This window comes from Streptomyces sp. GESEQ-35 (assembly GCF_017948485.1).
In the GTDB taxonomy this organism is placed as follows: domain Bacteria; phylum Actinomycetota; class Actinomycetes; order Streptomycetales; family Streptomycetaceae; genus Streptomyces.
In genome coordinates, this window is the sequence record NZ_JAFFSX010000009.1 from 69,417 (window position 1) to 92,908 (window position 23,492).

The following is a 23,492-nucleotide window of genomic DNA, read 5'->3' on the forward strand; positions in this document are numbered from 1 at the left end:
CGGAAGTGTCCGACAGGGAACCGCCGCGCCGCCGAGTGCCCGGCCCGGCCCGGCCCGACCGCCCTCGGAGCCAGCGACGTCCGGGTCCGGGCGCGCGCCCGGCCCGCCGCCCCGGCCCGCCCACCGCCCGCCCCGGTGTCATCCGGCTGGGCAGCCCCCGCCCCCGGCTGCGTCTGGTCAGCCTCGCGCTGACCCTCGTGCTGATCGCGTTCGTCGTGCGACTGCTCCAGGTCCAGGCCGTCGACGCCGACACCCTGGCCGCCAAGGCCGGGCAGAACCGGTATGTGGGCCGCACCCTGGCCGCCGAGCGCGGTGAGATCACCGACCGCAACGGCGTCGCACTCGCGACCAGCGAGGACGCGTACGACATCACGGCCGACCCCACGCTGTTCAGCCCTGAGCAGCTGAAGATCGACGACGCACCCGAACAGGCCGCCGCGCTCCTCGCCCCGATCCTCGGCGTGGACCAGGACGGCCTGGTCAAGAAGCTCAGGCCGGAGAACAAGGAGCTCCGCTACGCCCTGCTGGCGCGTCGGCAGACGCCCCAGGTCTGGCAGCAGATCAAGGACCTGAAGAGCACGCTCGCCACCAAGGCCGCGAGCGACAAGAGCACGGTCAACGTCCTCGCGGGCATCCTCGCGGACCCCACCAGCAAGCGGGTCTACCCCAACAGCGACCTCGCCGCCGGGATACTGGGCTGGGTCAACGCCGACGGCAAGGGCGGCGGCGGTGTCGAGCAGCAGCTGAACTCCGAGCTGGCCGGCAAGGACGGCAAGATCCGCTACGCCCAGTCCGGCGGCCGCCAGGTCCCCACCGTGGGCTCCACCGAGACGCCCGCCGTGCCCGGCAGCGACGTCGAGCTGACCATCGACCGCGACATCCAGTGGGCCGCCCAGAAGGCGATCACGGACCAGGTGCGGGAGTCCGAGGCGGACCGCGGGTACGTGATAGTTCAGGACACCCGGACCGGCGAGATCCTGGCCATGGCCAACTCGCCCGGCTTCGACCCGGGCGACCTCTCCCAGGCCGACGCGGAGTCCCTGCACAACTGGGCCATCGAGGACGCGTACGAGCCCGGCTCCACCGCCAAGGTCATGTCGATGGCCGCCGTACTCGAAGAGGGTGTCGCGACTCCGCAGACGCATGTCGTCGTGCCCAACCGACTGCACCGCGGCGACCGGCTGTTCAAGGACGACATCGACCACGACACCTGGTACCTGACGCTCAACGGCGTGCTCGCCAAGTCCAGCAACATCGGCACGATCCTGGCGACCGGCCAGCTCGGCAAGACCCAGGCCGAGTCCAACCAGGTCCTCTACTCCTACCTGCGCAAGTTCGGCCTCGGCAGCTACACCGGGCTGGGTATCCCCGGCGAGACCAAGGGCATCCTCGCGCCGCCCGGCCAGTGGTCGACCTCGCAGCAGTACACGATTCCTTTCGGCCAGGGCGTGTCCATCAACGCGATGCAGGCGGCGTCCGTCTACTCCACGATCGCCAACGGTGGCGTACGCGTGGAGCCCTCGCTCGTACGCGGCACCACGGGCGCCGACGGCCTCTTCACTCCCGCCTCGACGCCCAAGAAGAGCAGGGTCGTCAGCGAGAAGACGGCCAAGACCCTCGCCCAGATGCTGGAGTCCGTCGTGGACGACCGGGACGGCACCGGCACCAAGGCGCGGATTCCCGGCTACCGCGTCGCGGGCAAGACCGGCACCGCCAACCGCGTGGATCCGGCCACCGGCCAGTACCACGGCTACACCTCGTCGTTCGCCGGGTTCGCGCCCGCCGACAACCCCCGCATCACGGTCTACTGCGCCATCCAGAACGCCACCGCGGGCAGCTACTTCGGCGGCCAGATCTGCGGACCTGTCTACAAGCAGGTCATGGAGTTCGCGCTGAAGTCCCTCCAGGTCCCGCCGACCGGGGCCAAGGCCGCCAAGCTCCCGGTCAACTACGGACCCTGATCAGTACCGAGCCACCGAGCCACCAGGAACCACCTCGTGACAACGAACACCCCCGATTCCGGGAACCAGGGCCTGCCCCCGCCCTCACTTCGCTCCGAGGCGGGTGGGCCCGGTACGCTCACCGCCGTGCCACAAGCTGATCAGTCCCAAACCACCCAGAAGGGCGCACCCGTGACATATCCGGGACCGCCCAGGCCGACTCAGGTCTCCGCCACAGCCCTCGCGGAGCTCGCCGACCAGCTGGGTGTCGCGCAGCCGGAAGTCGCCGCCGAGGTCACGGGCATCACCCATGACTCGCGCGCGGTCCGCCCCGGCGACCTGTACGCCGCCCTCCCGGGGGCCCGCATGCACGGCGCCGACTTCGTGACGCAGGCCGCCGGCCTCGGCGCGGTCGCCGTGCTGACCGACCCGACCGGCGCCGAACGCGCCGGAGCGACCGGGCTCCCGGTGCTGGTCGTCGACGACCCGCGCGGACGGATGGGCGAGCTGGCGGCCACGATCTACGGCCATCCCGGCCGCGATCTGCTCCAGATCGGCATCACCGGCACCTCCGGCAAGACCACGACCGCCTACCTCGTGGAAGGCGGCCTGAAGACGGTCAAGGCGACCGGACTCATCGGCACGGTCGAGATGCGCATCGGCGACGAGCGCATCAAGTCCGAACGCACCACCCCCGAAGCCACCGACCTCCAGGCCCTGTTCGCCGTCATGCGCGAGCGCGGTGTCGAGGCGGTCGCCATGGAGGTCTCCAGCCACGCGCTGGTCCTCGGCCGGGTCGACGCCTGCGTCTTCGACATCGCCGTCTTCACCAATCTCAGCCCGGAACACATGGAGTTCCACTCCGACATGGAGGACTACTTCCGGGCCAAGGCACAGCTGTTCACGCCGAAACGCAGCAAACGCGGCGTCGTCAACCTCGACGACGAGTACGGTCGCCGGCTCGCCAAGGAGTCCGCCGTCCCGGTCGTCACGTTCTCCGCCGAGGGCCACCCCGACGCCGACTGGCGTGCCGATGACGTACAGGTCGGGCCCATGGACTCGGCGTTCACCGCCATCGGTCCCAAGGGCGAGCGGATCGCTGCCAGGTCGCCCCTCGCCGGGCCCTTCAACGTGGCCAACACCCTCGCCGCAATCGTCGCCCTCGCCGTCGCGGGCCTCGACCCGCAGGCCGCCGCCGACGGCATCGCCGCCGTGCCGGGCGTGCCGGGCCGTCTTGAGCGGGTGGACGCCGGACAGCCGTATCTCGCGGTCGTGGACTACGCCCACAAGACCGACGCCGTCGAGTCGGTGCTCCGGGCCCTGCGCAAGGTCACCGAGGGCAAACTGCACATCGTGCTCGGCTGCGGCGGCGACCGTGACAAGACCAAGCGCGAGCCGATGGGCGCCGCCGCGGCCCGGCTCGCCGACACCGCCGTACTGACCTCCGACAACCCCCGCTCCGAGGACCCCCTGGCGATCCTCGCAACCATGCTTCAGGGCGCGGCGTCCGTACCAGCACATGAGCGCGGCGAGGTCCAGGTCTTCGAGGACCGGGCCGCCGCGATCGCCGCCGCCGCCGCCCGCGCGCAGCCCGGGGACACCGTGCTGGTCGCGGGCAAGGGCCACGAGCAGGGCCAGGACATCGCCGGAGTCGTCCGTCCCTTCGACGACCGCCAGGTGCTTCGCGAAGCTATCCAGAAGACCCAGGGATGAACTTGTGATCGCCCTCTCTCTCGCCGAGATCGCAGCAGTCGTCGGCGGGCAGACCCACGACATACCGGATCCGTCCGTCCAGGTCACGGGACCGGTCGTCCGGGACTCCCGTGAGGCGGGCCCCGGCAGCCTCTTCGTCGCCTTCGCCGGTGAGCGCGTGGACGGCCACGACTTCGCGGCCGCGGTCGTCGAAGCGGGGGCGGCCGCCGTCCTGGCGTCCCGCCCCGTGGGCGTCCCCGCCATCGTGGTCGAGGACGTCCAGGCGGCCCTCGGCGCGCTCGCGCGTCATGTCGTACGACGGCTCGGCACGACCCTCGTGGCACTCACCGGCTCCGCAGGCAAGACCAGCACCAAGGACCTCATCGCCCAGGTGCTCCAGCGCAAGGCGCCGACCGTGTGGACGCCCGGCTCGTTCAACAACGAGATCGGGTTGCCGCTGACCGCGCTCAGCGCCACCGAGGAGACGAAGTTCCTCGTCCTGGAGATGGGCGCCCGCGGTATCGGCCACATCCGCTATCTCACGGATCTGACGCCCCCGAAGATCGGCCTCGTCCTGAACGTCGGCACCGCCCACATCGGCGAGTTCGGCGGCCGCGAGCAGATCGCACAGGCGAAGGGCGAACTCGTCGAGGCCCTCCCCGAAGACGGCGCCGCGATCCTCAACGCGGACGATCCCCTCGTACGGGCCATGGCATCCCGTACGAAGGCGAAGGTGATCCTTTTCGGAGAGTCCGGCGAAGCGGACGTACGCGCCGAGAACGTGCGGCTCACGGACAGTGGACAGCCTGCTTTCACTCTCCACACACCCTCCGGTGCAAGCGACGTGACCATGCGCCTGTACGGTGAGCACCACGTGTCGAACGCGCTCGCCGCGGCCGCCGTCGCCCATGAGCTGGGCATGTCCGCGGAAGAGATCGCCACCTCGCTCTCCGAGGCCGGCTCCCTCTCCCGTTGGCGGATGGAGGTCACGGAGCGCCCGGACGGCGCGACGGTCGTCAACGACGCCTACAACGCGAACCCCGAGTCCATGCGAGCCGCCCTGCGCGCGCTCGCGGCCATGGGCAAGGGGCGGCGGACCTGGGCGGTGCTCGGCAAGATGGCCGAGCTCGGGGACGAGGCTCTCGCCGAGCACGACGCGGTCGGACGGCTCGCCGTCCGGCTCAACGTCAGCAAGCTCGTCGCGGTCGGGGGCAGGGAAGCGTCCTGGCTCCAACTGGGCGCATATAACGAGGGTTCGTGGGGTGAGGAGTCGGTGCACGTGTCCGACGCACAGGCGGCGGTCGACCTGTTGCGCAGCGAATTGCGCCCGGGAGACGTCGTACTCGTGAAGGCGTCCCGGTCGGTCGGGCTCGAGAGCGTGGCGCAGGCGCTCGTCGAGACCGGTGCCGAGGGTGAGGTTTCCGCCCGATGATGAAGCAGATCCTGTTCTCAGGAGTCATTGGCCTCTTTCTGACCCTGGTCGGCACCCCGCTGCTGATCAAGCTGCTGGCCCGCAAGGGCTACGGCCAGTACATCCGGGACGACGGCCCGCGTGAGCACGCCAGCAAGCGCGGTACGCCGACGATGGGCGGTATCGCCTTCATCTTCGCGACCATCGCCGCCTACTTCCTCAGCAAGGTGATCACCGGCTACGAGCCCACCTTCTCCGGGCTGCTGGTGCTGGGCCTGATGACGGGCATGGGTCTCGTCGGCTTCCTCGACGACTACATCAAGATCGTCAAGCGTCGGTCGCTGGGCCTCAGGGCCAAGGCGAAGATGGCCGGCCAGCTGATCGTCGGTATCTCCTTCGCGGTGCTCTCACTCCAGTTCGAGGACGCCCGGGGACAGACGCCGGCCTCGACGAAGCTGTCGTTCATCACGGACTTCGGCTGGACCATCGGCCCGGTGCTGTTCGTCGTCTGGGCGCTGTTCATGATTCTCGCGATGTCGAACGGCGTGAACCTGACGGACGGTCTGGACGGCCTGGCCACCGGCGCCTCCGTCCTCGTCTTCGGCGCCTACACCTTCATCGGCGTGTGGCAGTTCCAGGAGTCCTGCGCCAACGGCGAGACCCTGACGAACCCGAACGCCTGCTACGAGGTACGAGATCCACTCGACCTCGCCGTCATCGCCTCCGCGCTGATGGGCGCCTGTCTCGGCTTCCTGTGGTGGAACACCTCGCCCGCCAAGATCTTCATGGGCGACACCGGTTCGCTCGCGCTCGGCGGTGTGCTCGCGGGTCTGGCGATCTGCTCCCGCACCGAGCTGCTGATCGCCATCCTCGGTGGCCTGTTCGTCCTGATCACCATGTCGGTGGTCATCCAGGTCGGCTCCTTCCGCATGACCGGCAAGCGCGTCTTCCGAATGGCGCCACTCCAGCATCACTTCGAACTCAAGGGCTGGTCAGAAGTGCTCGTCGTGGTCCGCTTCTGGATCATTCAGGGCATCTGTGTGATCGTCGGACTGGGCCTCTTCTACGCGGGATGGGCAGCAGAGAAGTGACCGACTGGCAGGGGAAGCGTGTCACCGTCGCCGGACTCGGCGTCTCCGGCGTCCCGGCGGCCAAGGTCCTGCACGGCCTCGGCGCGCAGGTCACCGTCGTCAACGACGGCGATGACGCACGCGCGCGTGAACAGGCCGCGGAACTCACGGCGCTCGGCATCACCGTCCGCCTCGGCGACGGCGCGACCCTGCCCGAGGGCACCGACCTGATCGTCACCGCACCCGGCTGGAAGCCGGACAAGCCGCTGTTCACGGCGGCACGCGCCGCCGGCATCGAGATCTGGGGCGACGTCGAACTGGCCTGGCGGCTCCGCGGCCCGGACGCGGCGCCCTGGCTGGCGGTCACCGGCACCAACGGCAAGACCACCACCGTCCAGATGCTCGCCGAGATCCTGAAGGCGGCGGGCCTGCGCACGGCGGCCGTCGGCAACATCGGCATCTCCCTGCTGGACGCGGTCCTCGGCGAGGAGCAGTACGACGTCCTGGCGGTCGAACTCTCCAGCTACCAGCTCCACTGGGCACCCTCCCTGCGCGCCCACTCCGCCGCCGTCCTGAACCTCGCCCCCGACCACCTCGACTGGCACGGCTCCATGGAGGCGTACGCCGCCGACAAGGGCCGCATCTACGAGGGCAATCGCGTCGCCTGCGTCTACAACGTCGCCGACAAGGCCACCGAGGACCTGGTCCGTGCGGCCGACGTCGAGGAGGGCTGCCGGGCGGTCGGCTTCACCCTCGGCACCCCCGGCCCCTCCCAACTCGGCGTCGTGGACGGCATCCTGGTCGACCGCGCCTTCGTGGAGAACCGGCAGCAGAGCGCCCAGGAGCTGGCCGAGGTCACGGACGTCCGTCCGCCCGCCCCGCACAACATCGCCAATGCCCTTGCCGCGGCGGCCCTCGCGCGTGCCTTCGGGGTGCCCGCCACGGCCGTACGGGACGGGCTCAGGAACTTCACGCCGGACGCCCACCGCATCGCGCACGTCGCCGACGTGGACGGGGTCGCCTACGTCGACGACTCCAAGGCGACCAACACGCACGCGGCCGAGGCCTCGTTGGCGGCGTACGACTCGATCGTCTGGATCGCGGGCGGTCTGGCCAAGGGAGCGACCTTCGACGAGCTGGTCGCCAAGTCGGCGCAGCGGCTGCGCGGGGTGGTGCTGATCGGCGCCGACCGGGCGCTGATCCGTGAAGCCCTTGTGCGACACGCGCCCGAGGTACCCGTAGTCGACCTCGACCGGACCGACACTGGGGCGATGCTCGCGGCGGTCCAGGAGGCGCGGCGACTCGCTGTTGCCGGAGACACGGTGCTGTTGGCACCTGCCTGTGCCTCCATGGACATGTTCGCCAACTACAACAAGCGCGGAGACGCGTTCGCGGAGGCGGTTCGCGAACTCGGCGCCTGACCCGGCCGCCGCCTGCCGGGCGACCTTGGGAGGGACGCGTGGAGCCGTCGAGGCCGACGTACAGCGGAGGCACCGATGCCCAGTAGCCGTACCGGACGCCCGCCCGTGCAGCAGCGGGTCGGGCGGCCGGCGTCGTCCCGGACCCCGCACGAGAACCCCGTACAACGGCTGTACGCGCGCGTCCGAAAGGCCTGGGACCGCCCGCTGACGGCGTACTACCTGATCCTGGGCGGCAGCCTGCTGATCACCGTGCTCGGTCTTGTGATGGTCTACTCGGCCTCCCAGATCACCGCGCTACAGCTGTCGTTGCCGGGGTCGTACTTCTTCCGCAAGCAGTTCCTGGCCGCCGTCATCGGCGCGGCGCTGTTGTTCGCCGCCTCGCGGATGCCGGTCAAGCTGCACCGGGCGCTGGCCTACCCGATGCTGGCGGGCGCCGTGTTCCTGATGGCCCTGGTGCAGGTGCCCGGGATAGGGCTGGCGGTCAACGGCAACCAGAACTGGATCTCCATCGGCGGCCCCTTCCAGCTCCAGCCCAGTGAGTTCGGCAAGCTCGCGCTGGTGCTGTGGGGCGCCGACCTGCTCGCCCGCAAGCAGGACAAGAAGCTGCTCACCCAGTGGAAGCACCTGCTGGTGCCGCTCGTTCCGGTGGCTTTCATGCTGCTCGGGCTGATCATGCTCGGCGGCGACATGGGTACGGCGATCATCCTCACCGCGATTCTTTTCGGCCTGCTGTGGCTGGCGGGGGCGCCCACCAGGCTGTTCGTCGGAGTGCTGTCGGGCGCGGCCTTCGTGGGCGCGATCCTGATCAAGACCAGCCCGAACCGCATGGCCCGCTTCGCCTGTATCGGCGCCACCGAGCCCGGCACGGGCGCCGCGGACTGCTGGCAGGCCGTGCACGGCATCTACGCGCTGGCCTCCGGCGGACTCTTCGGTTCCGGACTCGGTGCGAGTGTGGAAAAATGGGGCCAACTCCCCGAAGCGCACACGGACTTCATCTTCGCCGTCACCGGTGAGGAACTGGGCCTGGCGGGGACGCTGTCGGTGCTCGCCCTCTTCGCGGCTCTAGGCTATGCGGGTATCCGCGTGGCCGGACGCACGGAGGACCCCTTCGTGAGGTATGCCGCGGGAGGTGTGACGACCTGGATCACCGCTCAGGCAGTGATCAACATCGGTGCGGTGCTCGGTCTGCTGCCGATCGCCGGCGTCCCCCTCCCGCTGTTCTCCTACGGAGGTTCCGCCCTGCTGCCGACCATGTTCGCCATCGGGCTGCTGATCGCCTTCGCACGCGACGAGCCCGCTGCGCGGGCGGCGCTGTCGATGCGGCAACCCCGCTTCGGCAGAAAGCGGGCGGGAGGCCCTGTGCGGGGGCCTCGGAGATGGAACACGATGCGACGGCGTGCCTCGGCGGCGCGCTCGTCCGGAGAGCGGTGAATTTCGGTGCATGTCGTACTCGCCGGTGGGGGGACCGCCGGCCACATCGAGCCCGCGCTCGCCCTCGCGGACGCCCTGCGCAGGCAGGACCCCACCGTGGGAATCACGGCCCTGGGCACGGAGCGCGGTCTGGAGACCCGACTCGTACCCGAGCGCGGTTACGATCTCGCGCTGATCCCCGCCGTACCCCTGCCGCGCAAGCCAACCCCCGAGCTGATCACCGTCCCGGGCCGGCTGCGCGGCACGATCAAGGCGGCCGAGCAGATCCTGGAGCGCACCAAGGCGGACGCGGTCGTCGGCTTCGGCGGCTATGTCGCCCTGCCCGGCTACCTCGCCGCCAAGCGCCTGGGCGTGCCGATCATCATCCACGAGGCCAACGCCCGCCCCGGCCTCGCCAACAAGATCGGCTCGCGGTACGCCGCCAAGGTGGCCGTCTCCACCCCGGACAGCAAGCTGCGTGACGCCCGCTACATCGGCATCCCGCTGCGCCGCTCCATCGCCACCCTCGACCGGGCCGCCGCCCGCCCCGAGGCGCGGCACCTGTTCGGCCTCGACCCCAACCTGCCCACGCTGCTGGTCTCCGGTGGCTCCCAGGGCGCCCGCCGCCTCAACGAGGTGGTCCAGCAGGTCGCCCCCTACCTCCAGCAGGCCGGGATCCAGATCCTGCATGCGGTCGGCCCGAAGAACGAACTGCCGCAGGTGCAGCAGATGCCGGGAATGCCCCCGTACATCCCTGTACCGTACGTGGACCGGATGGACCTCGCATACGCGGCGGCCGACATGATGCTCTGCCGTGCGGGCGCGATGACCGTCGCCGAACTCTCCGCCGTCGGACTCCCGGCCGCCTATGTCCCGCTGCCCATCGGCAACGGCGAACAGCGGCTGAACGCCCAGCCGGTGGTCAAGGCCGGCGGCGGGCTGCTGGTCGACGACGCGGAACTCACCCCCCAGTGGGTGCAGCAGAACGTCCTGCCCGTGCTCGCCGACCCGCACCGGCTGTACGAGATGTCCCGCGCCGCCAGCGAGTTCGGCCGCCGGGATGCCGACGAACTGCTCGTCGGGATGGTGTACGAGGCGATCGCCTCGCGTCGTGCACGTCACTGAGACTTGACGGAGGGCAGGGAGCGTGGCCGGACCGACGACCGCCGAACGCGGTGAAAGCCAGCAGGAGTCGGCCGGCCCGCCTCCCGTACGACGCTTGCGGCGAGCGAGGCTTCGTATGATCGTCATCCTGGCTGTGGCCCTGATGCTGGTCGGGGCCGGCTCGGTCTGGCTGCTCTACGGCTCGAAGTGGCTACGCGTGGAGCGCGTATCGGTCGCGGGGACACGGGTGCTGACGCCGTCTCAGGTGCGCGAGGCCGCCGACGTACCGGTCGGGGCGCCGCTGATTTCCGTCGAAACCGATGCGATCGAGGCACGGCTGAGCCGAAAATTGCCCCGAATTGACTCGGTTGACGTGGTCCGCTCGTGGCCCCATGGAATCGGCCTGAAAGTGATTGAGCGAGTTCCGGTTCTGATTGTTGAAAAGGGCGGAAAGTTCATCGAAGTGGACGATGAAGGTGTCCGATTCGCCACGGTTTCCGAGGCCCCGAAAGGCATCCCCGCACTCGAATTGACGCCGTCCCGCAAGGGCTCCAGCGCCGTGAGCCTGCGCCGCTTCGGCGAGGGCCGACTGGTGCGCGAGGCCGTACACGCCGCCGGTGCCATTCCGGCCGCCGTCGCCCGTGACACCCGGACCGTCAAGGTGAGTTCGTACGACGAGATCTCACTGGAGTTGAGCGACGGCCGGACCGTCGACTGGGGGAGTGCGGAGAACGGAGCCGCGAAGGCGCGCACTCTCACGGCTCTCATGAAAGCATCGCCGGATGCGCGGCACTTCGATGTCAGCGTTCCCACCGCCCCTGCGTCATCGGGGAGTTGACGCACATCCGCGCAGGCCAGCACCCTGGTTGGGCAGTGCTACGCCTGATCACATAGGGTGAAAAGAAAAACGGGAGGTTCGGCGTGTTCGTTGAACGTGCGCCACTTGTCGACTTAGTGTCCTGTTCAGAAGAGTCCAGGGAACAGACACACTGGTAACCCTAAACTTCAGCGTTAGGGTTCGGGTCGGCGTTCGGACCGTCCCAATCGGCATCAGTCGTCGGATCGCGGCGCACCCGCGAGAGGGCGACACGTAACTCGAGGCGAGAGGCCTTCGACGTGGCAGCACCGCAGAACTACCTCGCAGTCATCAAAGTCATCGGTGTCGGCGGCGGTGGTGTCAATGCCATCAACCGGATGATCGAGGTCGGTCTCAAGGGTGTCGAGTTCATCGCCATCAACACCGACGCCCAGGCCTTGTTGATGAGCGACGCCGACGTCAAGCTCGACGTCGGCCGCGAACTCACCCGCGGACTAGGCGCCGGAGCCAACCCGGCCGTCGGCCGGAAGGCCGCCGAGGATCACCGTGAGGAGATCGAAGAGGTCCTCAAGGGGGCCGACATGGTCTTCGTGACGGCCGGTGAAGGCGGCGGCACCGGCACCGGCGGCGCGCCCGTCGTGGCCAACATCGCCCGGACCCTCGGCGCCCTCACCATCGGCGTGGTCACCCGCCCGTTCACCTTCGAGGGGCGGCGCCGCGCCAACCAGGCAGAGGACGGCATCGCCGAACTCCGCGAAGAGGTCGACACCCTCATCGTCATCCCGAACGACCGGCTGCTGTCCATCTCGGACCGCCAGGTCTCGGTCCTCGACGCCTTCAAGTCGGCCGACCAGGTCCTGCTCTCCGGTGTTCAGGGCATCACCGACCTCATCACCACGCCCGGTCTGATCAACCTCGACTTCGCCGACGTCAAGTCGGTCATGTCCGAGGCCGGTTCGGCCCTGATGGGCATCGGCTCGGCCCGCGGCGACGACCGCGCCGTGGCCGCCGCCGAGATGGCGATCTCCTCGCCGCTGCTGGAGGCGTCCATCGACGGCGCCCGCGGAGTCCTGCTCTCCATCTCCGGCGGCTCCGACCTCGGCCTGTTCGAGATCAACGAGGCCGCCCAGCTGGTCAGCGAGGCCGCCCACCCGGAGGCCAACATCATCTTCGGCGCGGTCATCGACGACGCCCTCGGCGACGAGGTACGGGTCACCGTGATCGCGGCCGGCTTCGACGGGGGTCAGCCGCCGTCGAAGCGGGACAACATCCTCGGCTCGTCCTCGGTCAAGCGTGAGGAGCCGACTCCGGTACGGCAGGCCGAGAGCCGTCCGTCCTTCGGCTCGCTCGGCAGCGTCAAGCCGAAGGAGGAGCCGGAGCCCGCGCCGGAGCCGGTGAACGACATCCCGGTCGCCCCGCCGGTCCCGCCGTCCCGGTCCTACTCGGACAGCGCGGCCGAGGAGCTGGACGTGCCGGACTTCCTGAAGTGATAGGACAGCGCGGACACGTGAGCGGCGCGCACTTCGCCTTCACCGACCGGTGGGGCGGGGTGAGCGCCGCTCCGTATGAGGAGCTCAACCTCGGCGGCGCGGTCGGCGACGACGCAGACGCCGTACGGACCAATCGCGAACTGGCCGCCAAGTCGCTGGATATCGATCCGGCCGACGTGGTCTGGATGAACCAGGTGCACGGCAACGACGTTGCGGTGGTGGACGGGCCCTGGGGAGACCGGCCCGTTCCACAGGTCGATGCGATCGTGACCGTGCAGCGCGGTCTCGCCCTCGCCGTTCTCACCGCCGACTGCACGCCCGTGCTCCTCGCCGACCCGGTCGCCGGGGTCGTCGCCGCAGCTCACGCGGGTCGGCCCGGCATGATCGCCGGAGTCGTCCCCGCCGCGCTACGCGCGATGACGGACCTGGGTGCCGAGCCGTCCCGGATCGTCGCCCGCACCGGACCCACCGTCTGCGGGCGGTGCTACGAAGTGCCGGAGGCGATGCGCGCCGAGGTGGCCGCCGTCGAGCCGACGGCGTACGCCGAGACGAGTTGGGGCACGCCGGCGGTCGATGTGAGCGCCGGTGTGCACGCACAGCTCGACCGGCTCGGGGTGCGCGACCGGGAGCAGTCGCCGGTGTGCACGCTGGAGTCGGGCGATCACTTCTCGTACCGCCGCGACCGCACCACCGGTCGGCTCGCGAGCTATGTCTGGCTGGACTGATGGGGCATGACGGACCGTAAGGGCGAACTCGCCGTAAACCTGGCGAAAGTGGAGGAGCGCATCGTCGCCGCGTGCGTGGCCGCCGGGCGTAAGCGTGAAGAGGTGACCCTGATCGTGGTCACCAAGACGTACCCGGCGAGCGATGTGCGCATCCTGTCGGAACTCGGTGTGCGGGACGTCGCCGAGAACCGCGACCAGGACGCGGCGCCCAAGGCCGCCGAATGCTCGGATCTGCCCCTCGCCTGGCACTTTGTCGGTCAGTTGCAGACCAACAAGGTGCGCTCCGTGGTCGGTTACGCGGATCTCGTGCAGTCCGTCGACCGTTCCAAGCTGGTGACGGCACTCTCCAGGGAGGCCGTGCGGGCCGGGCGTGAGGTGGGCTGCCTGATCCAGGTCGCGCTCGACGCGGGCGCGGGCGCGGGCGGGAGAGGGGAGCGGGGCGGCGTGGCACCCGGCGGAATCACGGAGTTGGCCGATCTGGTGGCCGGGTCCGAGGGGCTGCGGCTGGACGGACTGATGACCGTCGCGCCGCTCACCGGTGAGTACGCGGGACGCGAACTGGCGGCGTTCGAGCGCATGATGGATTTGTCGACTGACCTGCGCCGGAGGCATCCGGCTGCGAACATGGTCTCGGCAGGAATGAGCGCGGACCTCGAACAGGCTGTGGCAGCCGGAGCGACACATGTGCGCGTCGGCACCGCGGTACTCGGAGTCCGCCCTAGGCTCGGGTAACGTCGCCAAGAGTCGGACCACAGCAGAAAATATGGTCATTACCGCTGAACAGCGGGCGTAACGACCTCGTGGATCCCTGGCACTTGGCAGTCGTCAGCCGATCCACCACAGAGCGGAGGACTCAGAGCAATGGCCGGCGCGATGCGCAAGATGGCGGTCTACCTCGGCCTCGTGGAGGACGATGGGTACGACGGCCGCGGTTTCGACCCCGACGACGACTTCGAGCCCGAGCTGGATCCGGAGCCCGAGCGGGACCATCGGCGACACGAACCGTCGCACCAGTCCCACGGATCACACCAGTCCCAAAGGGATGAATCGGTACGAGTGGTGCAGCCTCCGGCGCCGCGCGATCCGGTGCCCCACGCTGCCGCACTGTCCGCGGAATCCGGGCGTCCGGCGCGCATCGCGCCCGTGGCGTCCATCACACAAGAACGTCAAAGCATGGAGAAGAACGCACCGGTGATCATGCCCAAGGTCGTGTCGGAACGAGAGCCTTACCGGATCACCACACTCCACCCGCGGACCTACAACGAGGCCCGTACCATCGGGGAACACTTCCGTGAGGGCACCCCGGTGATCATGAATCTGACTGAGATGGATGACACAGACGCCAAGCGACTTGTCGACTTTGCGGCCGGTTTGGTGTTTGGTCTTCACGGCAGCATCGAGCGGGTGACGCAGAAGGTGTTTCTGTTGTCGCCTGCTAACGTCGATGTCACGGCGGAGGACAAGGCCCGTATCGCAGAGGGCGGGTTCTTCAACCAGAGCTGAGACGCACCACCGGAAACAGCAGTACCGAAAAGCATGGATCAGGGGAGAGGGAAGCAAGGGTCATGAGCGTGGTCCTGGATGTCGTCTACATCGCGCTGATGTGCTTCCTCATCGTGCTGATCTTCCGGTTGGTCATGGACTACGTCTTCCAGTTCGCCCGCTCATGGCAACCCGGCAAGGCGATGGTGGTCGTTCTGGAGGCCACCTACACTGTCACTGATCCACCGCTCAAGCTTCTGCGGCGGTTCATTCCGCCGCTGCGTCTCGGGGGCGTGGCGCTTGACCTGTCCTTCTTCGTACTGATGATCATCGTCTACATCCTGATCTCGATCGTGAGCCGGCTGTGAGCGATGTGAACTACCGTCTTGCCGATGCCGACGACTACGTTGAGGTGAAGAGATGCCGTTGACCCCCGAGGACGTGCGGAACAAGCAGTTCACGACCGTCCGCCTCCGAGAAGGCTATGACGAGGACGAGGTCGATGCCTTCCTCGATGAGGTCGAAGCCGAACTGACCCGCCTGCTCCGCGAGAACGAGGACCTGCGCGCCAAGCTGGCCGCGGCCACGCGTGCTGCTGCCCAGAACCAGCAGAACATGCGCAAGCCCCCGGAGGGTCCCGGTCCGCAGGACCAGCAGCAGGGTGGGATGCCGCAACAGGGCGGTATGCCGCAGCAGGGCATGCGAGGGCCGGGCGCCCCCGTGCCCGCCGGCATATCGGGCCCGCCGCAGCAGCAGATGGGTGGCCCCATGGGTGGCCCGCCCCAGCTGCCGAGCGGTGCACCGCAGCTGCCCGCCGGTCCTGGCGGTCAGGGTGGCCCGCAGGGTCCCGGTCCGATGGGCCAGGGCCCGATGGGTCAGGGTCACATGGGTGGCCAGCCCCCGATGCAGCAGCAGATGGGTGGCCCGATGGGCGGCCCCATGGGCGGTCCGATGGGCGGCCCCGGTCAGGGCCCTGGTGGCGACAGCGCCGCCCGTGTCCTCTCGCTGGCCCAGCAGACCGCCGACCAGGCGATCGCCGAGGCCCGTTCCGAGGCCAACAAGATCGTCGGCGAGGCACGTTCGCGTGCCGAGGGTCTCGAGCGTGACGCTCGTGCCAAGGCCGATGCCCTTGAGCGGGACGCGCAGGAGAAGCACCGTGTCGCGATGGGCTCCCTGGAGTCCGCCCGCGCCACGCTGGAGCGCAAGGTCGAGGACCTGCGCGGCTTCGAGCGCGAGTACCGCACGCGGCTGAAGTCGTACCTGGAGTCGCAGCTGCGTCAGCTGGAGACCCAGGCCGACGACTCGCTGGCTCCGCCGCGCGCCCCGGCCACGGCTTCCCTCCCGCCGTCCCCGGCGCCTTCCATGGCTCCGGCCGGTGCGAGTGCGCCGTCGTACGGCAACCCGGCGATGGGCGGTGCCCCGTCTCCTGCCGCTCCGTCCTACGGCGGCCAGCAGCAGATGTCGCCGGCGATGACCCAGCCGATGGCGCCGGTGCGGCCGCAGGGTCCGGGCCCGATGGGGCAGGCTCCCTCGCCGATGCGGGGGTTCCTCATTGACGAGGACGACAACTGACGGTTCGTAGTACGGCGTAGGCGTCGGCAGCGTTCAGGGCGGGGCCCCGGGTTTTTGATCCGGGGCCCCGCCCTTTGCTGTGCGCGTTCGCGGGAGTTTGCGGTGCTTGTTCGGGCCTGGGTGGCGTGTCCGACGCACACAACGCCGAAGGCCCGGGCCGACCAAGTTTTTCTTGGCGGCCCGGGCCCTGAAGGGGCGCGGGGAACTGCGCGATCAGCCACGGACCAGCCGCACGGGCAGACGAGACCTTGCTCGGCAGACGCGGGGCCTTCCAGCGGAGTGCTACGCCTTACGCAGGCGGAACGTCAGGGTCAGTCCCTCGTCGGCAAAGGCGGAGCCATACGTGTCGTCCGCCTCGCCCTGGGCGAAGTCCGTGGACAGGACCTCGTCGGCGATCAACTCCGAGTGTTCCGACAGAGCGGCGATCACTGCGGGATCCGTCGCCTCCCAGCGGAGCGCAATGCGGTCGGCCACGTCGAGGCCGCTGTTCTTGCGGGCCTCCTGGATCAGGCGGATCGCGTCACGGGCGAGGCCGGCCTGGCGGAGTTCCTCGGTGATCTCCAGGTCCAGGGCGACCGTCGCACCGGAGTCCGACGCCACGGACCAGCCCTCGCGCGGGGTTTCCGTGATGATCACCTCGTCGGGAGCGAGGGTGACCGTCTCGCCGTCGACCTCCACCGACGCCGTGCCCTCGCGGAGCGCCAGGGACAGCGCCGCCGCGTCCGCGTCGGCGACGGCCTTCGCCACGTCCTGGACGCGCTTGCCGAACCGCTTGCCCAGGGCGCGGAAGTTGGCCTTCGCGGTCGTGTCCACCAGGCTGCCGCCGACCTCGCTCAGCGACGCGAGCGAGGAGACGTTCAGCTCCTCCGTGATCTGCGTGTGCAGCTCGCGGTCCAGGGAGTCGAAGCCCGTCGCCGCCACCAGCGCCCGCGACAGCGGCTGACGGGTCTTGACGCCCGACTCCGCGCGCGTGGCACGGCCCAGCTCGACCAGCCGTCGTACGAGCACCATTTGATGGGACAGCTCAGGGTCGATGGCGGACAGGTCCGCCTCCGGCCAGGACGTCAGGTGCACCGACTCCGGGGCGCCCGGCGTGACCGGCACGACCAGGTCCTGCCAGACCCGCTCCGTGATGAACGGCGTCAGCGGGGCCATCAGCTTCGTGACGGTCTCGACGACCTCGTGCAGCGTGCGCAGCGCGGCCTTGTCGCCCTGCCAGAAGCGGCGGCGGGAGCGTCGTACGTACCAGTTGGACAGGTCGTCGACGAACGCCGACAGGAGCTTGCCGGCGCGCTGGGTGTCGTACGACTCCAGGGACTGGGTGACCTGGTCGGTGAGCGCGTGCAGTTCGGACAGCAGCCAGCGGTCCAGGAGCGGGCGGTCGGCCGGGGCCGGATCGGCCTCGCTCGGGGCCCAGTTGGAGGTGCGGGCGTACAGGGCCTGGAAGGCGACCGTGTTCCAGTAGGTGAGGAGGGTCTTGCGGACGACCTCCTGGATCGTGCCGTGGCCCACGCGGCGTGCCGCCCACGGGGAGCCGCCGGCCGCCATGAACCAGCGGACCGCGTCGGCGCCGTGCCGGTCCATCAGCGGGATCGGATCCAGGGTGTTGCCCAGGTGCTTGGACATCTTGCGGCCGTCCTCGGCGAGGATGTGGCCGAGGCAGACGACGTTCTCGTACGAGGACTTGTCGAAGACCAGCGTGCCGACCGCCATCAGCGTGTAGAACCAGCCGCGGGTCTGGTCGATGGCCTCGCAGATGAACTGCGCCGGGTAGCGGGCCTCGAAGAGCTCCTTGTTCTTGTACGGGTAGCCCCACTGCGCGAACGGCATCGAACCCGAGTCGTACCAGGCGTCGATGACCTCCGGCACGCGCGTGGCCGGCTTGGCGCACTGCGGGCAGTCGAAGGTGACGTCGTCGATGAACGGGCGGTGCGGGTCGAGCCCCGACTGGTCGGTGCCCGTCAGCTCGGTCAGCTCGGCGCGGGAGCCGGCGACCGTGAGGTGGTCGTCCTCGCAGCGCCAGATGGGCAGCGGGGTGCCCCAGTAGCGGTTGCGGGACAGGGCCCAGTCGATGTTGTTGTTCAGCCAGTCGCCGTACCGGCCGTGCTTGACCGTGTCCGGGAACCAGTTGGTGTTCTCGTTCTCCTGGAGGAGGCGGTCCTTGATGGCTGTGGTGCGGATGTACCAGGACGGCTGCGCGTAGTAGAGGAGCGCGGTGTGGCAGCGCCAGCAGTGGGGATAGCTGTGCTCGTACGGGATGTGCTTGAAGAGCAGGCCGCGCTGCTGGAGGTCTTCGGTGAGCCTTTCGTCCGCCTTCTTGAAGAAGACGCCGCCGACGAGCGGGACGTCTTCCTCGAAGGTGCCGTCGGGGCGGACCGGGTTCACGACGGGCAGGCCGTACGCGCGGCAGACCTTGAGGTCCTCCTCACCGAAGGCGGGGGACTGGTGGACCAGACCCGTGCCGTCCTCGGTCGTGACGTACTCGGCGTTGACCACGTAGTGGGCGGGCTCGGGGAACTCCACGAGCTCGAACGGGCGTTGGTATGTCCAGCGCTCCATCTCGGCGCCGGTGAAGGTCTGGCCGGTGGTCTCCCAGCCCTCGCCGAGGGCCTTGGCGACGAGCGGCTCGGCGACGACGAGCTGCTCCTCGCCGTTCGTGGCCACTACGTAGGTGACCTCGGGGTGGGCGGCGACGGCCGTGTTGGAGACCAGGGTCCAGGGGGTCGTCGTCCAGACGAGGAGCGCGGCCTCGCCGGCGAGCGGACCGGAGGTGAGGGGGAAACGGACGAACACGGACGGGTCGACGACCGTCTCGTAGCCCTGCGCCAGCTCGTGGTCGGACAGACCGGTGCCGCAGCGCGGGCACCAGGGGGCGACGCGGTGGTCCTGGACCAGCAGGCCCTTGTTGAAGATCTCCTTCAGAGACCACCAGACGGACTCGATGTACTCGGGGTCCATCGTGCGGTAAGGGTCATTGAGGTCGGTCCAGTAGCCCATGCGGGTCGTGAGCTCTTCGAAGGCGTCCGTGTGGCGGGTCACCGACTCGCGGCACCTGGCGTTGAAGGCGGCGATGCCGTACGCCTCGATGTCCTTCTTGCCGGAGAAGCCGAGCTCCTTCTCGACCGCCAGCTCCACCGGCAGGCCGTGGCAGTCCCAGCCCGCCTTGCGGGCCACGTGGTAGCCGCGCATGGTGCGGAAGCGAGGGAAGACGTCCTTGAAGACGCGGGCCTCGATGTGGTGGGCGCCCGGCATGCCGTTCGCGGTGGGCGGGCCCTCGTAGAACACCCACTCGGGGCGGCCCTCGGACTGCTCCAGGGTCTTGGCGAAGATCTTCTGCTCACGCCAGATATCGAGCACGGCGTGCTCGAGCGCGGGCAGGTCGACCTGGGCGGGCACCTGGCGGTACGTCGGCGTTGTCATCAGCGAGCTTCCTCCGGCGGACTTTCTGCCTTCCGACCGGAGGGACGAGAGCTACGTCTTTCCTTACGCCGCCTTCGGCGCGCTCCCGCGGTACCACCCTCCTTGGCTCCCCGGTGTGCCGTGCACACCAGTGAGCCCCCTCATTGGGGTCGCGATGCCGGGTCTACCACCCTTCACAGGGTTTCTTCCGGCGGCTCCGGGGTGATCTTCGCGTCGCGCTCGCCCCCGGGCTCTCACCGTCCCCGGGTCGCTCTGGGCTGCGTACGCCGCTACTCGTCCCCATCCACGCTTTTCGCTCCGCCCAGTGTACGGCGCCGCGCGGACAGTGGCCGACCGGATTTCCGGTGGCCGGCGGAGGACGGGCGGCGGGTCCCGGGATGACCCGATTGGTCAGGTGCGCGCGTTCGGATCCTGGGACGTCGGGCTGGGCGGATTACCCGGCGGCGAGCTGGGCACAACGGATGAAGGCTTCCCGCCCGGCGCTTGCGGGGCGGGCGAATCGGGCGGCGTGCCCCGTTGCCGCGGGACTCAAGTCGATTTATCGTCCCAGCACGATTCGCGAGCAAGATCACAATATGTGAAGGGGCCGCGGCCATGGTGGCGAAGAAGACCGCTGTACAGCAGTCGGCGTCCGGCAAGGCCGCGAGTACCTCCGGTGGTGCGGCCAAGGACGTGAGCGGCAAGAAGAGCGCGCAGGGGGGTTCCGCGGGGGAGGCGGGGAAGGCAGCGAAACCGGTGAAGACGGCGCGGGGGGCTACCGCCCGAGGGAAGGCGGCGGCAGAGAAGAAAGCAGTGGCTGAGAAGAAGGCGGTGGCTGAGAAGAAGGCGGTGGCTGAGAAGAAGGCGGTGGCTGAGAAGGAGGCCGTGGCATCCAAGGCGGCCGTGAAGAAATCGGCCGCCAAGAAGACAGCCACGAAGAAGACAGCCACCAGGGAAACGGTCGCCAAGAAAACGGCCGTCAAGAAGACCGCCGTCAGGAAAGAGACGGCGACATCGAAGGCTGCGGACGAGAAGACGACTGCCAAGAAGGCGGTGGCCAAGGAAGCCGTACCGAAGAAGGCCGCCGCGAAGAAGGACGCCACGGCGGACGCCACAAAGAAGGCGGGCGCGAAGAAGACAGCCGCTCCGAAGAGTGCCGCCGAGCAGGGCGGCACCCCGAAGGGCTCGCCTGCGAAAAGCACCTCCAAGAAGAGCGCGGCCAAGAAGAGTGCGGCCAAGAAGAGCACGGCCGAGAAGAGCACGGCCAAGACGGTGGGCGCGGCCGAGGCCGCGAAGCAGACGGGAGCCACGACGGTGGTTGCGAAGAAGACTTCTGTAACGGCCACGGCGGCGAAGACCGCCGTTCCCAAGGCACGGGTTGCCGCGGCGGTGGTGCCGGGCGAGCTCGCGGTGCGCCCGGGTGAGGACCCCTGGACCCCGGAGGAGGTCGCGGAGGCACGCGCCGAGCTGCTGTCCGAGGGGACGCGGCTGCGCACCGAGATCACGTCGTCCGAAGAGTCGCTCGCGGGTCTGATGCGGGACTCCGGGGACGGCGCGGGCGACGACCAGGCGGACACCGGTACCAAGAACATCACGCGAGAGCACGAACTGGCCCTCGCCGCCAACGCGCGCGAGATGCTCATCCAGACGGAGCGCGCCCTGAAGCGGCTCGACGCGGGCACGTACGGCCTGTGCGAGAACTGCGGGAACCCCATCGGGAAGGCCCGCATGCAGGCCTTCCCGCGGGCCACTCTGTGCGTCGAGTGCAAGCAGAAGCAGGAGCGCCGGTACTGACCGGCGGCCGAGTCGTCGTACGCCTCCTGCGCACATGGGTCCCAGGAGGCGTGCCGTACCCTCGTGCTCAGTCAGGCACCTAGGTTGAGGGACTCACGTGGCAGAGGCGGAGCGCATCATCGGTACGCCGGATTCCCCCGAGGGGGCTGGAGCGGAGTCGGAGCAGTCGCCCAGCCCTGATGGGCAGGAGAGCACCGGTGAGCGGCCCAGGGGCAAGCGCCGGATCGCCGTTCTGTTCGCCGTGGCCGCGTTCGCGTACGCCCTGGACCTGATCAGCAAGATGATCGTGGTCGCCAAGCTGGAACACCACGAGCCGATCGAGATCATCGGGGACTGGCTGAAGTTCGAGGCGATCCGCAACGCGGGCGCGGCCTTCGGCTTCGGCGAGGCCTTCACGATCATCTTCACCGTGATCGCGGCGGCCGTGATCGTCGTGATCGCCCGCCTCGCCCGCAAGCTGTACAGCCTGCCCTGGGCGATCGCGCTCGGCCTGCTGCTCGGCGGTGCCCTCGGCAACCTCACCGACCGGATCTTCCGCTCGCCGGGCGTCTTCGAGGGCGCGGTCGTCGACTTCATCGCGCCCAAGCACTTCGCGGTGTTCAACCTGGCCGACTCGGCGATCGTGTGCGGCGGCATCCTGATCGTGCTGCTGTCGTTCCGGGGGCTCGACCCGGATGGCACCGTCCACAAGGACTGAGCACGCGTTCGGGGGTGTCGGTGGTGTCCGGCATACTCGACGGGTGAGCACCGTTCCCGAGATCCGTACCCTGCCCGTGCCCGACGGCCTGGAGGGCGAGCGCGTCGACGCCGCCATCTCCCGCATGTTCGGCTTCTCCCGTACCAAGGCCGCCGAGCTGGCAGCGGCGGGGAAGGTCACGGTCGACGGCTCGGTGGTCGGGAAGTCCGAGCGGGTGCACGGCGGCGCCTGGCTCGAGGTCGAGATGCCGCAGGCGCCCGCGCCGGTGCAGGTCGTGGCCGAGCCGGTCGAGGGCATGGAGATCATTCACGACGACGAGGACGTGGTCGTGATCGACAAGCCGGTCGGCGTGGCCGCGCACCCGAGCCCGGGCTGGTCGGGGCCGACCGTCATCGGCGGGCTCGCCGCCGCCGGATACCGCGTCTCGACGTCCGGCGCCGCGGAGCGCCAGGGCATCGTGCACCGCCTCGACGTCGGCACGTCGGGTCTGATGGCGGTCGCCAAGTCCGAGCGCGCGTACACCTCACTGAAGCGTCAGTTCAAGGAGCGCACGGTCGACAAGCGCTACCACACGCTGGTCCAGGGTCACCCCGACCCGACCAGCGGCACCATCGACGCGCCCATCGGCCGCCACCCCACCCACGACTACAAGTGGGCGGTCACGGCCGACGGCAAGCCGTCCGTGACGCACTACGACCTCATCGAGGCGTTCCGCGCGGCCTCCCTGCTGGACGTGAAGCTGGAGACCGGCCGCACCCACCAGATCCGCGTCCACATGGCCGCCCACCGCCACCCCTGCGTCGGCGACCTGACCTACGGCGCCGACCCGACCCTCGCCAAGCGGCTGCACCTGACCCGCCAGTGGCTGCACGCCGTACGGCTCGGCTTCGAGCACCCCGGGGACGGGCAGTGGGTCGAGTTCGCGAGCGACTACCCGGCCGACCTCCAGAAGGCGCTGGACCAGGTCCGCGAGGAGACGTACGGATGAGCTCCCCCGCGCCGTCGTACGGGGTCCGGGTCGCCGACGGTCCCGCCGACCGCGAGGTGTGCTTCGCCGTGCGCAAGGAGGTCTTCGTCGTCGAGCAGGGCGTGCCCGAGGATCTCGAGTACGACGCCTACGACGCCGTAGCGGTGCATGTGCTGGCCGTGCGGGAGGACGGGGTGCCGCTCGGGGCCGGGCGCCTGCTGTGCGGCGAGGCCGCCGCCGCGAAGAACGGCGGTGATCCGTCGGTCGGCTCGCTCGGCAGGCTCGCGGTGACGGAGGCGGCACGCGGGCTGGGCCTGGGAGCGGCGCTGGTGCGGGCCATCGAGGACGCGGCACGCGCGCGTGGGCTGCGGGCCGTGGATCTGCATGCGCAGACCCAGGCGACGGGGTTCTACGAGCGGTTGGGGTACGCGGCGTACGGGCCGGAATTCCTGGACGCGGGGATACCGCATCGAGCGATGCGACGGTCTCTCTAGGAGCCAG

The 23,492-nt window shown here is 69.4% G+C and carries 19 protein-coding genes; 18 read left to right on the forward strand and 1 reads right to left on the reverse strand.

All coding sequences use genetic code 11. The features are described 5' to 3' along the window. The first annotated feature begins 5 nt into the window (after positions 1 to 5). The 14 genes from KCH87_RS19215 (at position 6) to KCH87_RS19280 (ending at position 16,134) form a co-directional block, all read left to right on the forward strand. On the forward strand, positions 6 to 1,961 hold the full coding sequence (locus tag KCH87_RS19215; RefSeq protein ID WP_374199008.1) for a peptidoglycan D,D-transpeptidase FtsI family protein: 1,956 nt from the start codon (positions 6 to 8) through the stop codon (positions 1,959 to 1,961). 171 nt (positions 1,962 to 2,132) lie between these two features. Beyond that, positions 2,133 to 3,653, forward strand: a complete 1,521-nt coding sequence (locus KCH87_RS19220; RefSeq protein ID WP_210587620.1) for a UDP-N-acetylmuramoyl-L-alanyl-D-glutamate--2,6-diaminopimelate ligase — start codon at positions 2,133 to 2,135, stop codon at positions 3,651 to 3,653. A 4-nt stretch (positions 3,654 to 3,657) separates the two neighbouring features. After that, positions 3,658 to 5,064, forward strand: coding sequence for a UDP-N-acetylmuramoyl-tripeptide--D-alanyl-D-alanine ligase (gene murF, locus KCH87_RS19225; RefSeq protein ID WP_210587381.1), 1,407 nt, complete (start codon positions 3,658 to 3,660; stop codon positions 5,062 to 5,064). Continuing rightward, positions 5,061 to 6,134: a phospho-N-acetylmuramoyl-pentapeptide-transferase gene (mraY, locus tag KCH87_RS19230; RefSeq protein ID WP_210587382.1), complete on the forward strand. Its 1,074-nt coding sequence runs from the start codon at positions 5,061 to 5,063 to the stop codon at positions 6,132 to 6,134. Before murF ends, mraY begins: the two co-directional genes overlap by 4 nt. Continuing rightward, positions 6,116 to 7,534, forward strand: a complete 1,419-nt coding sequence (murD, locus tag KCH87_RS19235) for a UDP-N-acetylmuramoyl-L-alanine--D-glutamate ligase (RefSeq protein WP_210587383.1) — start codon at positions 6,116 to 6,118, stop codon at positions 7,532 to 7,534. The genes mraY and murD overlap by 19 nt, the downstream gene beginning before the upstream one ends. A 75-nt stretch (positions 7,535 to 7,609) precedes the next feature. Beyond that, entirely contained in the window at positions 7,610 to 8,965 is a 1,356-nt protein-coding gene (gene ftsW / locus KCH87_RS19240) for a putative lipid II flippase FtsW (protein WP_210587384.1), read from the forward strand. Positions 8,966 to 8,971: 6 nt separating this feature from the next. Next, on the forward strand, positions 8,972 to 10,069 hold the full coding sequence (gene murG / locus KCH87_RS19245; RefSeq protein ID WP_210587385.1) for an undecaprenyldiphospho-muramoylpentapeptide beta-N-acetylglucosaminyltransferase: 1,098 nt from the start codon (positions 8,972 to 8,974) through the stop codon (positions 10,067 to 10,069). A 22-nt stretch (positions 10,070 to 10,091) separates the two neighbouring features. Beyond that, positions 10,092 to 10,886, forward strand: coding sequence for an FtsQ-type POTRA domain-containing protein (locus KCH87_RS19250; RefSeq protein ID WP_210587386.1), 795 nt, complete (start codon positions 10,092 to 10,094; stop codon positions 10,884 to 10,886). Positions 10,887 to 11,164: 278 nt separating this feature from the next. After that, positions 11,165 to 12,355 (forward strand): cell division protein FtsZ, encoded by a 1,191-nt coding sequence (gene ftsZ, locus KCH87_RS19255; protein ID WP_210587387.1) that lies wholly within the window; start codon positions 11,165 to 11,167, stop codon positions 12,353 to 12,355. Continuing rightward, complete coding sequence (pgeF, locus tag KCH87_RS19260; RefSeq protein WP_210587388.1) at positions 12,352 to 13,080, forward strand: peptidoglycan editing factor PgeF; 729 nt, start codon at positions 12,352 to 12,354, stop codon at positions 13,078 to 13,080. Before ftsZ ends, pgeF begins: the two co-directional genes overlap by 4 nt. Before the next feature lie 6 nt (positions 13,081 to 13,086). Then, on the forward strand, positions 13,087 to 13,812 hold the full coding sequence (locus tag KCH87_RS19265; protein WP_210587389.1) for a YggS family pyridoxal phosphate-dependent enzyme: 726 nt from the start codon (positions 13,087 to 13,089) through the stop codon (positions 13,810 to 13,812). Between the two features lie 129 nt (positions 13,813 to 13,941). Further along, positions 13,942 to 14,583, forward strand: coding sequence for a cell division protein SepF (locus KCH87_RS19270; RefSeq protein ID WP_210587390.1), 642 nt, complete (start codon positions 13,942 to 13,944; stop codon positions 14,581 to 14,583). Positions 14,584 to 14,645: 62 nt separating this feature from the next. Further along, the gene (locus KCH87_RS19275) at positions 14,646 to 14,930 is read left to right on the forward strand and encodes a YggT family protein (protein ID WP_007448661.1); all 285 of its coding nucleotides are present in this window, start codon (positions 14,646 to 14,648) and stop codon (positions 14,928 to 14,930) included. Between the two features lie 52 nt (positions 14,931 to 14,982). Continuing rightward, on the forward strand, positions 14,983 to 16,134 hold the full coding sequence (locus tag KCH87_RS19280) for a DivIVA domain-containing protein (RefSeq protein ID WP_210587391.1): 1,152 nt from the start codon (positions 14,983 to 14,985) through the stop codon (positions 16,132 to 16,134). A 282-nt stretch (positions 16,135 to 16,416) separates the two neighbouring features. Here the strand turns inward: KCH87_RS19280 and ileS are convergent, their stop codons facing one another. Then, positions 16,417 to 19,554, reverse strand: coding sequence for an isoleucine--tRNA ligase (gene ileS / locus KCH87_RS19285; RefSeq protein WP_210587392.1), 3,138 nt, complete (start codon positions 19,552 to 19,554; stop codon positions 16,417 to 16,419). 594 nt (positions 19,555 to 20,148) lie between these two features. Here ileS and KCH87_RS19290 point away from each other — a divergent pair. The 4 genes from KCH87_RS19290 to KCH87_RS19305 all read left to right on the forward strand — a co-directional run bounded on the left by KCH87_RS19290 (position 20,149) and on the right by KCH87_RS19305 (position 23,485). Continuing rightward, positions 20,149 to 21,327, forward strand: coding sequence for a TraR/DksA family transcriptional regulator (locus KCH87_RS19290; RefSeq protein ID WP_210587393.1), 1,179 nt, complete (start codon positions 20,149 to 20,151; stop codon positions 21,325 to 21,327). A gap of 97 nt (positions 21,328 to 21,424) precedes the next feature. Beyond that, positions 21,425 to 22,024 carry a signal peptidase II gene (gene lspA / locus KCH87_RS19295; RefSeq protein WP_210587394.1) on the forward strand — a complete coding sequence of 200 codons (600 nt, stop codon included), beginning with the start codon at positions 21,425 to 21,427 and terminating at the stop codon, positions 22,022 to 22,024. Between the two features lie 43 nt (positions 22,025 to 22,067). Further along, on the forward strand, positions 22,068 to 23,012 hold the full coding sequence (locus KCH87_RS19300; protein ID WP_210587395.1) for an RluA family pseudouridine synthase: 945 nt from the start codon (positions 22,068 to 22,070) through the stop codon (positions 23,010 to 23,012). Continuing rightward, positions 23,009 to 23,485: a GNAT family N-acetyltransferase gene (locus KCH87_RS19305; RefSeq protein ID WP_210587396.1), complete on the forward strand. Its 477-nt coding sequence runs from the start codon at positions 23,009 to 23,011 to the stop codon at positions 23,483 to 23,485. Before KCH87_RS19300 ends, KCH87_RS19305 begins: the two co-directional genes overlap by 4 nt. The last annotated feature ends 7 nt before the right edge of the window (positions 23,486 to 23,492 follow it).